Below are 12,224 nucleotides of genomic sequence, written 5' to 3'. Positions count from 1 at the left end.
CTGCCTTTAGCTATAAGCTATAATTTAAATTTAGTGATTATGAAACAGATATGATTTGGAGGTATTCCCTTGGCTGATTTAAAAGAAGAAATTAATAAACGAAGAACTTTTGCCATCATTTCCCATCCGGATGCAGGTAAAACAACTTTAACAGAAAAATTCCTGCTTTACGGCGGCGCCATTAATCTGGCCGGTTCGGTCAAAGGAAAAAAGACGGCAAAACATGCGGTCTCTGACTGGATGGAAATTGAAAAGCAGAGAGGTATTTCCGTCACCTCTTCTGTATTACAGTTCGAATATGACGGATATTGCATTAACATTCTGGATACTCCGGGGCATCAGGATTTCTCCGAAGATACCTATCGGACACTGATGGCTGCCGACTCCGCCGTCATGGTTATCGACGCCTCTAAGGGTGTTGAAGCTCAGACAAAAAAATTGTTTAAAGTATGTTTGCTGAGAAATATTCCTATCTTTACTTTTATAAACAAAATGGACCGGGATGCCAACGACCCTTTTGAACTGATGGACGAAATCGAATCGGTTCTCGGCATTACGACCTGTCCGATGAACTGGCCGATCGGCTCAGGCAAGGAATTCCGCGGCGTCTACGACCGCCGGGCAAAACATGTAACCACCTTCACTGCCTTTGCCAACGGACAAAAAGAAGTCGCTTCTGAGAATCTTGCCGTGGACTCCCCGGAACTTCTCGGCATGGTGGGCGATGAACTGTTCCAGACACTGCAGGATGATATCGAACTTCTGGATGGAGCCAGCGCTGAATTTGACATAGAAAAAGTCAGCCACGGAAAACAGACGCCTGTATTCTTCGGCTCAGCCCTCACAAATTTCGGCATTGAAATCTTTTTAAATTACTTCCTTGAGATGACAAGTCATCCGTTGCCGAGAAAATCCGACGCCGGGGAGATCAGCCCCTTTGATAAAGATTTTTCCGCCTTTGTCTTTAAGATTCAGGCAAATATGAATAAAGCCCACCGGGACAGAATTGCTTTCATGCGTATCTGCTCCGGCAAATTTGAGGCCGGCATGGATGTTTACCATGTACAGGGCAAAAAGAAGCTGAAACTTTCTCAGCCTCAGCAATTGATGGCGCAGGAGCGAAAAATTTTAGATGAAGCCTACGCCGGTGATATTATCGGTGTTTTTGACCCGGGAATTTTCTCCATCGGAGATACGATTTCTGTTCCGGGAAAAAACTTTGCCTATGAAGGTATTCCGACTTTTGCGCCGGAGCATTTTGCCAAAGTGCGCCAGGTGGATACGATGAAACGTAAACAGTTCATCAAGGGCGTCTCCCAGATTGCTCAGGAGGGCGCTATCCAGATTTTTCAGGAATATAATACCGGTATGGAGGAAATCATTGTCGGCGTTGTCGGCGTCCTCCAGTTTGATGTGTTAAAGTTCCGCCTTGAAAATGAATACGGTGTTGAGATCCGAATGGACGCCATGCCCCATGAATATATTCGCTGGGTTACAAGTCCTGATACAGATGTTGCACGTATCAATGGAACTTCCGATATGAAACGAATTAAAGACCTGAAAGGCAATCCTCTGCTGCTCTTTATTCATGAATGGGCAGTGAACACCGTGCTGGATAAAAATAAAGGACTTGAATTATCCGAATTCGGCCGCTGGTAAACCCGGCGCCACTTACTGTGAAACCCTCTGAAATGTCTCAGGAGATTGTGCGTTATGATAAAAAAAGATATTTTAATCGCTGTCATTGACGGCCAGGGCGGCGGTATCGGCCGCCAATATATTGAAAGTCTTACAAAGCAGCTCCCAAAGGACCTTCCGGTGATCGTCCGGGCTTTAGGAACCAATTCCGCTGCCACCTCCAATATGATTCGCGGCGGGGCTGACGATGGCGCTACCGGGGAAAACGCGATCGTAAAAAACGCCGGCAAAGCGGATATTATTGTCGGCGTTGTGGCGATTGTTGTCCCGGATTCCATTCTCGGCGAATTATCGCCAAAAATGGCCAATGCCGTCGGCCAGAGCGACGCTCTGCGGATTTTGATCCCTTTTGACAGCTGCAACACCCGGATTGCCATGCTCTCCACGGGGCCGCTCCAAATGTTCATCGATAAAGCCGTGCAGATGACCATCCAGCGCATTAAAGAGTTGAGCTGATAATATTTTCCAGCATCATCTGCATCGGCCGGGTTAAATACTTATCTTTATGAAATACGGCTAACATTCGATTCTCTATAGGCAGCCCTTCCACTTCAACTAATTGCAGGCTTTTTTTGCGTAATGAATCCGTCAGCAGGTTCTCCGGCAGAACTGTAATTCCCAATCCGGCTTCCGCCGCTTTAATGAGGGCCGAAGAATTCACGCTTTCCCATATTGGATAGGCCCTTTGACCTGCCAAAGAAAGTACACTGTCAAAGGTATCCCGAATCGCGCTTCCCGGTTCGCGCAATAACAACGGCTGCCGACACAGCCGGGCCAATGATATCGGTTGTTCCGGCAGCGGATAATCTGTTACACATGCAGCATATAACTTATAACTGCCCAGCGGGATGGTCCGAAAGGCTCCCTGCGGCTCTGTCCCCTCCCAAAAAGCAATGTCTGCTTCTCCTCTCTTCAAAATATCCATGGATCTATTGGCGCTTACCACCCGCACATTAATTTGAATTTCCGGAAATAGACGCTTCATCCGGCTTAAAATCGGCGGCAGCAAAAACGAAGCTATTGTAATACTTGACACCACATTGATTGGCGTATTTTCCTCCAAATGACTGAGTTTCCGGTCCAAATCCCGGCAAGCATTCAGAATCCCCCGTCCTTCCTCTAAAAGGACCATGCCGCATTGAGTCAGGCAGGCTCCCCTCGGCAACCGGTCAAACAGTGCCGTTCCCGCTTCCTGTTCAAGCTCCGCCACCGCATGGGATACTGCGGATTGGGTCAAATGCAATTTTCTGGCAGCCCCCGTAAATGTTCCGGTCTCTTCAATCGCCTCTAAAATTTCCAAATGCCTTATATTCATGTATTCGCTCCTTCTCCACCTTAATATATGAATTAAATTCATGTTTTTCATTAAATTATATCATTTTACAGATTGAATGACAAGTTATATAATCAATGAAGCAGCCTGCAAATAAAAAGTCAAGGCTAAATTTATGAAAATTGAAAATTTTATACAGGTTGAAAAACAGGTATCAAAACAAGGCCACCACACCTGTGCTGGTCTGAAGAAAAGTGTTATGAAGCTATTCAGATTCTGGAAGTGATGAAAGATATTCTTTCACACGACCATAGTAGATTCGTAAAAATTTATTGGCTCCGGCAGTCATGTAGACATAATAAGGCTTGCCCTGAGACCGCTTCTTATCGAGGAACTGATAAACGGGATCATCCGGAGGCATGGTTTTGATTAAAACATCCATTACCTGAAACAGGGTCTTGCGGAGATCTGCGGAGCCACGTTTGGAAGTGGGAACACTCTTTTGCTCATAAGAGCCAGATTCATTCACACCGGGATCCACGCCGGCAAAAGCTGTGAGCGCGCCTTTGTGAGTGAATCGGGTCACATCGCCAATCTCAGCCATGAGTTGTGGACCAAGTGACGAACCTACGCCTTTCATCTGCATGACGATAGGATATTCCGGGAGCTTAGAGGCTATTTCGTTCATGAGGGAACGCAATTCTTCCACAGTTACAGAGGCACTGTTAAGTTGGTCAACCGCCTGCTTAATAATGAGTTTCGTTACTTCATCCTTTGGAAGTACAGGAACAAGTTCCTTTGCTTTTCCATAGATTTCCTCAGCTTTTGACTGACTGAAGTTGTACTTCTTTCTTTTGCACCACTTCTGATAGTGGTCAATAAAGGCATTTAAGGACATCTTACGAACACAGTCCACATGCCAGTAAGTGGATACAAAATCAATCCATTTCTGGCTGCCGTCACTACGTGCAGGACTGTCAAAGTAGGTATTGACGCCAGGGTAGGTTTGATCAAGGATGCCGATGAGGTTATTCTTCATAGCCGTCTTGTGCTTCATGTAAAAGCTGAACTGACGGTTCATGGTTTTGAGCTGATTGCGTAATTCATCCATAACACTATACTGTTTGAGATTTTGCCACTTGTCAAGTGCATATCAGGCGATTTTTACAGCATCCGCTTTATCCGACTTAACCTTACGGAGGGAATTATTATCAAAGTCCTTGATTAGTTTTGGATTAATAGCGCTGACGAACAGGTTAGCCTCAGAGAGCTGGTGGGCAAGGACTTCATAATAACGTCCAGTATGTTCCATTACGATACGGGATTCGCCCTCGGTAGAATTGATTAATTTAACAAGTGAGTTGATGTCACTGGTTGTGTGCTTGATTTCAAAGGGGGCAGCAACAACCTCCCCGAATGGGCGCATGATAGCAACCATACTTTTACCTTTAGAAACATCGATACCTACTGCGTTCATAAATCTGTCACTCCTTAAAATTTGATTATGCAATGGATAAGCACCAGTTTTACTCATTGCCTATTCAATCTACTGTGGTGTGACACGAATGCACCTAAGGCGATTCAACCTGCATAAAACGAACGCTGCGAATGAGGAGCTGGTTATCAGTCTGCTTGACGGACGCGAAGACCAAGAAAGGGAGACGACATACCGATTGCTCCATCATTATACAGCTTAAGCAACAAGATGGGTAATTCCTTACTGGCTGTAAGGGATATTAACCATATTTATATTGTAGTAGAAAGAAGGATTCCTATGAAATCATATAAAACATATCTCTGGCTTATGGCCGTTAATCTATTTATCAGCACTTTTACCTTTGGCGGAGGCTATGTCGTAGTTCCTATGGTACGGCGTTATTTTGTAAACCGCAAACATTTTTTCAGTGAAGCGGATTTAATGAATATGGCTGCCGTGGCCCAGTCGACCCCCGGTGCAATTGCCATCAATTTATCGGCTCTGGCCGGGTATCAGGTCGCCGGTTTCCGCGGCGCTGCGATAAGCTGTATCGCAGCCATTATACCACCGCTTGCCATTTTAAGCGGGATATCTGTATTTTATACGCTCTTTATCTCAAACATGCTTGTCGCCGCCGTGTTAAAAGGGATGCAGGCCGGTGTCGCTGCTCTGATCGTCGATTTGATCATCGACATGTATGCATTGATTCAAAAAGAGCACTCTCCCTTTTTATCTCTTATGATACCGGCCGCTTTCCTTGCGAATTTTATTTTTAATATAAACGTAGCGCTCATACTATTTCTATGCTGTTTTTTATGTGTTCTGCGAGTATTCTGGAAAAGGAGAGAAAATAAATGACCACTGTATGGGAACTGTTTCTTACATTTCTTAAAATCGGATTGCTGAGCATCGGCGGCGGCTATGCCATTATCCCTCTAATTCAGGAACAGGTTGTAAATCAGGCCGGATGGATCAGCCAGAAAACTTTTACAGACATCATCACCATCTCCCAGATGACCCCCGGCCCGCTGGCTGTGAATACTTCCACCTTTGTCGGCCTCCAGATCGGTGGAATTCAGGGAGCTGTGGCCGCCACCCTGGGCTGCACCCTCTGCGGCGTGCTTATTTCCCTGTTTTTATACCGCTTTTTTCAAAAGCACAAAAGCTCTGCCTACATATTTGAAATACTAAACGGCTTAAAATCTGCTTCCCTTGGCTTAATTATCTCGGCGGCGGCTACCATTATCCTGCTTGCGCTTTTTGAAACAACCGCGCCGGACCTTCACTCGTTATTTAAAGACTTAAACTGGATGACCCTGTTCACTTTTTCTGCCGTACTGCTTATCCTCCGCAAATGGAAAATCCATCCGATGATCATCATTGTCATCAGCGGCATTGTCGGCGCTATGGTCTATCTATAACCATTTTCTTTAAAAAAATTCCTCTGGTGTATGTCCTTTTGGAAATCCGCCCGCAGTATGAAACCTTGAATCATTGATTACCCAATCACAAGGCCGCTCGTAAAAAAAGATCCCATCCACGCGGCACCGGATGGGATTTCCCCTCTTAAATAATTTTCATCAGCTGGATATACTTAACAGAGTCCCTTACAGAATATCTGTCTCCAAATATCTGGATTTTTCTTCTCACAGTTCCTGTCAAGCTCCTCAATTTCATGATTCTTCGGACAAAAGAAATCGGAGAGAATGAGCTGCAGTTCCTCCTCTCCGATTGCGTTTATCATATCCAGAATATTTACCGATGTAAAATGACTCACTTTCTCTGAACCCTCTTTGCCATCAGTCTGCAAATCACTTCTATATCAGCGAGCGGCGGCTTGACAGGTGTCGTCGGCTTCCATTCAGGATCAAGGCCTGACGCTTCAAGCGCATCAATAAACTTCTCTGCTTTTTTCGGATCGCTGATCACGATATTTGTAAAAATGCTCGACATAGCCATAATCGCATCTCCTTCTTGTGTTAATGGCACTTCCTTTTGTAGCCCCACAAGCTTAGCTGCTTGCTCATCTTTATTATGTGCAAAATGCCTCAGAAAATCAACTGAAATGTTTCTTTGCTCTGGTTAGAGCGCGCCCATGTCGCGCAAACAAAGAGAACCGCTGGAAAATCGGTGCATTATTTCCCAGCGGCCCTTTTTTTTAAGGAGTTTGATTTAAGTTACGACATATATGGTTTATTATGGCAAGTCTTTTATTAATCTTTTATTTTCTTTTTAAAATTTCCTGCTCCAAAATAGGTACAACCTCAAACAAGTTTCCTACGATGCCGTAATCCGCCACTTTAAATATATTGGCATCCGGATCTTTGTTAATGGCAATAATTGTATCCGCAGAGGACATACCGGCAATATGCTGAATTGCTCCGGAAATACCGCAGGCAATATAAATCTTTGGCCCAACAGTTTTACCGGTCTGTCCAACCTGATATGCGTGGTCGATCCATCCGGCATCTACAGCCGCTCTGGACGCGGCTATACTTCCGCCCAGGGCAACAGCCAATTTTTTCAGTACCTCATAGCCTTCCGGTCCGCCGACTCCGGCCCCGCCCGCAACGAGGATCTCAGCCTCTTCAATATTCGGAACATCCGAAGAAACTGTTGTCACGATATCCACGATCTTCGTCCGGATCATTTCTTCCGGTGTATTGATAACCTCGCGAATCCGATTGCCTGTCCGGTTCTCATCCGGCTCCGCCTTTTTAAATACGCCGGGACGTACCGTCCCCAACTGAGGTCTGTGCTCCGGACAAAGAATATTCGCCATCAGATTTCCGCCAAAAGCCGGACGGGTCCAGACAATATTTCCATTATCCATGGATAAGTTGGTGCAGTCTGCTGTAAGACCGGTTGCCAGTCTTGCCGCCAGACGAGGTCCCAAATCACGTCCCCGGTTTGTCGCTCCGATAAATAATGCGCTCGGTTTGTATTTTTTCACAAGGACATCCAATACATTTGTGTAAGCATCGGTAGAATAATCGCTGTATTCACGGCCTTCCACAAGAATCACTTCATCAGCGCCGTATTTAATGGCCTCGGAACCGATTTCTTCCGTATTTTCACCGTCAATAACAATAGCAACCAATTTTTCACCAACACTGTCGGCCAATGCCCGTGCCGGATTCAGAAGTTCCAAACCGACATTGGCTGCGGCTCCCTTATTCGATTCGATATATACCCACAGGTTTTTGTATTCTTCAAACATTTCGCCACCTCCTAAATAATACTCTTTTCATCAAGAATAGATACCAGTTTACGCACAGAAGCTTCTGCCGTATCCTCTTTGATAATCAGGCTGTCGCCCTTCATCGGCGGCGTAAATGTTTTCTTAACCTTTGTCGGTGAACCTTTCAGGCCGGCCCGTGTCAGATCGATCTCTATATCCTGAGAAGTAATTACGGAGATTGGTTTCCTGTTTGCCGCGATCTTTGCCTTAACCGATGCCATCCTCGGTTCAAAGGCGGTTTTTACCACGGTAAGTACTGCAGGCATGGAAGTTTCAATCATTTCATAACCTGTTTCCGTTTCCTTCTTCACCGAAAGCTTATCCTCAGAAATATCCGCATCCAGCACATAGGTAACCTGTGGTAATCCGAGATGTTCTGCGATTTCCGGCCCTACCTGCGCCGTATCGCCGTCAATAGCCTGTTTTCCGCATAAGATCAGGTCAAATTCACCCAGCGACTTAATGGCTGAAGACAAAATGTAGCTGGTTGCCAGAGTATCCGAACCGCCAAAAGCTCTGTCGGACAAAAGATACGCATTGTCGGCGCCCACCGATAAGCACTCCTTCAAAGCTGCCTTAGCCTGCTCCGGTCCCATACTTAAAACAGTGACTGTGCCTCCGTGTTTTTCTTTTATACGAACAGCAATTTCCAACGCATAGGCATCAAAAGGATTGACAATGCTCGGCACACCTTCACGAATCAATGTATTTGTCTCATAATTAATTTTAATTTCCGTCGTATCCGGTACTTGTTTTACACAAACCAAAATATTCATGAAAAATCCTCCTATCGGCAAACATAGCCAGAAATAACCATACGCTGAATTTCATTCGTTCCTTCATAAATCTGCATGATCTTAGCATCTCTCAAAAGTTTTTCAACCGGATATTCTCTGGAATAACCATAGCCGCCCAAAATCTGAATAGCCTCAAGGGCACACTGAACTGCAGAATCACCGCCGTAGCATTTTGCGATGGCTGCTGCCTCTCCGTATGGTTTTCCTGCATAATACTGGTTAAAGCAATTGATAACTCCCGCACGGGTTGTTTCAAGTTTGATCTCCATATCTGCAAGTTTGAAGGAATTTACCTGATGTTTAATGATCGGTTTTCCAAAGGTTACACGCTGTTTTGCATACTCTACACATTCTTCAATACATCTGCGGATAATACCGGCAGACATAGCGCCGATGATCGGTCTGGCCAGATCCAGGGTAGACATCGCATAACCATAGCCTTTACCCTCTTTGCCGATCAAATGATCCGCCGGTACATGAACATCATCAAAGACAACATCGGCCGTATTGGAAAGACGGATGCCCATCTTATCTTCTTCCTTGCCTACGGAAACACCGGCTCTGTCACGTTCTACGATGAATGCCGAATAACCCTTTGCGCCTTTAGATTTATCTGTGATCGCAAATACAACATAAATCTGTGCAGGACCTGCGTTTGTGATGAAGCATTTCCGGCCATTGATGACATACTCGTCGCCAACCTTTTCAGCTACTGTTTTACCTGCGCCCGCATCGGAACCGGCATCCGGCTCTGTTAAAGCAAAAGCCGCAAAGCCGTTGCCTTTTCCGCCGCAGATGTAATCCGCAAAATACTGCTTCTGTTCGTCGCTGCCAAACATTAATACAGTTTTTAATGCAAGGCCGTCGGCTGCAACACCGGTAGCAAAACCGGCATCAATTCTTGCAAATTCTTCATAAACAGCACAGCATGTATAATAATCAAGTCCGCTTCCTCCGAACTGTTCCGGAATTTCAAGTGCATGGAAACCTAAATCAAATGCTTTCTGATAAAGATCCATCGGGAATTCACCGCTCTTATCATACTCTGCGCAAACCGGCTTTACTTCTTTTTCAGCAAAATCTTTTGCAAGCTTTACAATATCCATCGATTCTTCATTTAAAACATATCCCATAATATAATCCTCCTACTAAAAATAAATTTATAAAAATCGCTTTTTATACAACAAACATGATCGTCCAGTCTTCATCGCCCACAACAACATCATTCTGATTAACAACTTTGACATTCAGTGTAACGATACCCCGTTTTGGGTTTTTCGTCGGTTTCTTATCCACCGCTGTAACCTCCAGGTGAATCGTATCACCGAAGAGAACCGGCGCCGGCCATTTAAGATTCGCTCCCAGGAATCCGACAACCACACCTTCAATTAACCCGGAATGATCCATAAGGCCTGTTGCTATAGAAAAAGTCAATGCTCCGTGTGCTATTCTTTCACCGTAAGGTGTATTTTTTTTAGCAAATTCCGCATCTGTATGTAACTGATTGTAATCGCCTGAAAGTCCGGCGAATCTGGTAACATCGGACTCGGTGACTGTACGGCCGCTGGTCGTAATTGTTTCACCGATGACCCAATCGTTATATCTTTTACCTCTTGACATAACATTCTCCTCCTTATTTATTCTTGAATACCGGCGGACGTTTTTCAACAAAAGCATGCATGCCTTCCTTCTGGTCCTCCGTTGAAAATGCAAGACAGTCATTGGCGGCTTCAATAGACATGGCGTCATCAATATCCACCTGTCTGCCCCGATTAATGGCATCTTTTGCAAGTCCCACTGCGATTGGCGCCTTACCCGCAATAACATTCGCCATCTCCAAAGCTGTACTCATCAATTCTTCCGGCTCGACGACCCGATTAACAAGGCCGATCTCCTTTGCTTCCTGTCCATTCACCTGGCGGGTTGTAAAAATCAATTCTTTTGCCAGCGCATCTCCGATCAGGCGCGGCATTCTCTGGGTTCCTCCAAATCCCGGGAAAATACCCAATCCAACTTCCGGAAGTCCGATTTTTGCCTTTGTGGATGCAATACGAATATCGCAGGCCATTGTCAACTCACAGCCGCCGCCCAGAGCAAAACCATTGATTGCCGCAATAAACGGCTTGCGGATTTTTTCAATCCGGCGATACAGGCTTTGTCCCTGCTCCATATAAGCCATTGCCTGGATCGGATTAAAATCTTTCATATAATCGATATCCGCACCCGCCGCAAATGCTTTTCCGGCACCGGTGATCACGGCCACTCTGACATCCTCATCCGCTGCCACAGCTTCAACCGCATCCGCTAATTCCCTTAAAAGCACATCATTAAGCGCATTCAATGCCTTTGGACGATTCAATGTAATCACTGCAACCTGTCCCTGTTTTTCATAAATCAAATTTTCATATTCCATATTTCACATCTCCTATCCCATAACCGAGAACAACGCAATAACCAAAATTGTTTCAACAATGGTAACCACTACGGATACAACAAAGATATCCAGGTAAGCTTCTTTATGGTTTGTATGTGTATACTGCAGACATGTGTTTACAAAACCGTTATGCGGCAGAGAATCCAATGCTGAACTGGAAATAACCGCAATACGATGTAATGCCTCCGCGTTAATTCCCATCGGAAGGAAAATATCTGCCACGATAGGAACCGCAATACCCAAACCGCCGGAAGCCGAACCGGAAATACCGGCAATCGCTGCTACAGAAACAGCTGCCGCCGCATAAGCATTTCCATTCTGGGCAAAGTTTTCAACAATACCGGCTAAAGTTGAAAATGCAGGTGTTGCCGTAACGATAGAACCAAAACCTACAACAGCCGCTGTATTTGCAATAGACATAATACCGTTTTGAGCGCCTGCAGAAATATCTTTCCAGAATGCGGCCATGCTGTGAGGCAGCCATTTCCAATAAAGAATCACAGCAGCAATAACACCAACAAACAATCCTACAACAACGGATAATCCAAAAGCATTTAATGCAAGAATTAAAATAATCATAGGAACCAAGGCTATAATAAGGTTTGGAATATCTTTTCCGTCATCATTACCGAATTCTTCACCGGCCAACGGAACAAAATGTTCACCGTTTGCCTTAACTTTACCAACACGCCACTGCATGTAGATGCAGACAACAACCGCGCAGAATACGGAACCGATAATACCAGGAACCATACCGGAAGAAAGCGTTGTTCCAAGATAAGCCATAGGAACAATGTTCTGTGTGGACGGTGTAAACGGCGCCGTCATTGCAAAGGTTGCAGCACCGGCAATATAGGTTCCCGGGAACAAACGTCTCGGAATATCTGCCTGTTTAAATAAACTCATGCCCAACGGATACAATGTAAACAATGCAACGAACAGAGAAACTCCGCCGAAAGCCAGGATTGCTGCTGCCACGATAATCGCGAGAACAACATATTTTTCACCCAATTTGCTCACAACTGCTTTTGCAATACTGTCGGATGCTCCGCTGACTTCACACAGTTTTCCGAAAACAGCGCCCAGCACGAACATCAGGAAATAATTCATAATATATCCGGAAAATCCGGTCATATATGTCGTGGTGATCCCTTCGACCACATTTAATCCGGAGGTTGCCAGAACAAATATTCCCGCTACCAGCGCCGACCATAAAATCGGTACACCTTTAACAGCAAGCACTGTCATAATTACCAAACCTATAACAATTAATAAAATACCCATATACCTTTCCCCCTATTTCG

Annotated in this window: 12 protein-coding genes and 1 pseudogene; 4 read left to right on the top strand and 9 right to left on the bottom strand. The window is 45.1% G+C overall.

The window, feature by feature from the left end; translation table 11 throughout:
- Positions 1–69 precede the first annotated feature (69 nt).
- Together ACMN7X_RS05410 and ACMN7X_RS05405 are read left to right on the top strand one after the other, a co-directional pair.
- The gene (locus ACMN7X_RS05410; RefSeq protein WP_418746471.1) at positions 70–1,659 is read left to right on the top strand and encodes a peptide chain release factor 3; all 1,590 of its coding nucleotides are present in this window, start codon (positions 70–72) and stop codon (positions 1,657–1,659) included.
- Positions 1,660–1,713: 54 nt separating this feature from the next.
- Positions 1,714–2,154 (top strand): DUF3842 family protein, encoded by a 441-nt coding sequence (locus tag ACMN7X_RS05405; protein WP_418746470.1) that lies wholly within the window; start codon positions 1,714–1,716, stop codon positions 2,152–2,154.
- Here the strand turns inward: ACMN7X_RS05405 and ACMN7X_RS05400 are convergent.
- Together ACMN7X_RS05400 and ACMN7X_RS05395 are read right to left on the bottom strand one after the other, a co-directional pair.
- On the bottom strand, positions 2,138–3,013 hold the full coding sequence (locus ACMN7X_RS05400; protein WP_418746469.1) for a LysR family transcriptional regulator: 876 nt from the start codon (positions 3,011–3,013) through the stop codon (positions 2,138–2,140). The genes ACMN7X_RS05405 and ACMN7X_RS05400 overlap by 17 nt on opposite strands.
- Before the next feature lie 223 nt (positions 3,014–3,236).
- A pseudogene (locus ACMN7X_RS05395) lies at positions 3,237–4,448 on the bottom strand (IS110 family transposase).
- Between the two features lie 297 nt (positions 4,449–4,745).
- On the opposite strand from ACMN7X_RS05395, the gene ACMN7X_RS05390 reads away from it, so the two are divergent.
- Positions 4,746–5,306: a chromate transporter gene (locus ACMN7X_RS05390; protein ID WP_418746468.1), complete on the top strand. Its 561-nt coding sequence runs from the start codon at positions 4,746–4,748 to the stop codon at positions 5,304–5,306.
- A complete protein-coding gene (locus tag ACMN7X_RS05385; RefSeq protein WP_418746467.1) occupies positions 5,303–5,869 on the top strand; it encodes a chromate transporter in 567 nt (188 codons plus the stop codon). Before ACMN7X_RS05390 ends, ACMN7X_RS05385 begins: the two co-directional genes overlap by 4 nt.
- Before the next feature lie 352 nt (positions 5,870–6,221).
- Here the strand turns inward: ACMN7X_RS05385 and ACMN7X_RS05380 are convergent, their stop codons facing one another.
- The 7 genes from ACMN7X_RS05380 to ACMN7X_RS05350 all read right to left on the bottom strand — a co-directional run bounded on the left by ACMN7X_RS05380 (position 6,222) and on the right by ACMN7X_RS05350 (position 12,204).
- The gene (locus tag ACMN7X_RS05380; protein ID WP_418746466.1) at positions 6,222–6,407 is read right to left on the bottom strand and encodes a hypothetical protein; all 186 of its coding nucleotides are present in this window, start codon (positions 6,405–6,407) and stop codon (positions 6,222–6,224) included.
- Between the two features lie 262 nt (positions 6,408–6,669).
- Entirely contained in the window at positions 6,670–7,668 is a 999-nt protein-coding gene (locus ACMN7X_RS05375) for an electron transfer flavoprotein subunit alpha/FixB family protein (protein ID WP_418746465.1), read from the bottom strand.
- 11 nt (positions 7,669–7,679) lie between these two features.
- Complete coding sequence (locus ACMN7X_RS05370; RefSeq protein WP_418746464.1) at positions 7,680–8,465, bottom strand: electron transfer flavoprotein subunit beta/FixA family protein; 786 nt, start codon at positions 8,463–8,465, stop codon at positions 7,680–7,682.
- An 11-nt stretch (positions 8,466–8,476) separates the two neighbouring features.
- Positions 8,477–9,619 (bottom strand): acyl-CoA dehydrogenase family protein, encoded by a 1,143-nt coding sequence (locus ACMN7X_RS05365; protein WP_418746463.1) that lies wholly within the window; start codon positions 9,617–9,619, stop codon positions 8,477–8,479.
- A 43-nt stretch (positions 9,620–9,662) separates the two neighbouring features.
- Positions 9,663–10,106 (bottom strand): MaoC/PaaZ C-terminal domain-containing protein, encoded by a 444-nt coding sequence (locus ACMN7X_RS05360; protein WP_418746462.1) that lies wholly within the window; start codon positions 10,104–10,106, stop codon positions 9,663–9,665.
- A 13-nt stretch (positions 10,107–10,119) separates the two neighbouring features.
- Positions 10,120–10,899, bottom strand: coding sequence for an enoyl-CoA hydratase-related protein (locus ACMN7X_RS05355; protein ID WP_418746461.1), 780 nt, complete (start codon positions 10,897–10,899; stop codon positions 10,120–10,122).
- A gap of 12 nt (positions 10,900–10,911) precedes the next feature.
- Entirely contained in the window at positions 10,912–12,204 is a 1,293-nt protein-coding gene (locus ACMN7X_RS05350; protein ID WP_418746460.1) for a GntP family permease, read from the bottom strand.
- Positions 12,205–12,224 lie beyond the last annotated feature (20 nt).

This window comes from Frisingicoccus sp., assembly GCF_048388605.1.
Lineage (GTDB): Bacteria > Bacillota > Clostridia > Lachnospirales > Lachnospiraceae > Frisingicoccus.
The sequence above is the reverse complement of the archived record's forward strand: the minus strand, read 5'-3'. Positions and strand labels throughout refer to the sequence as shown.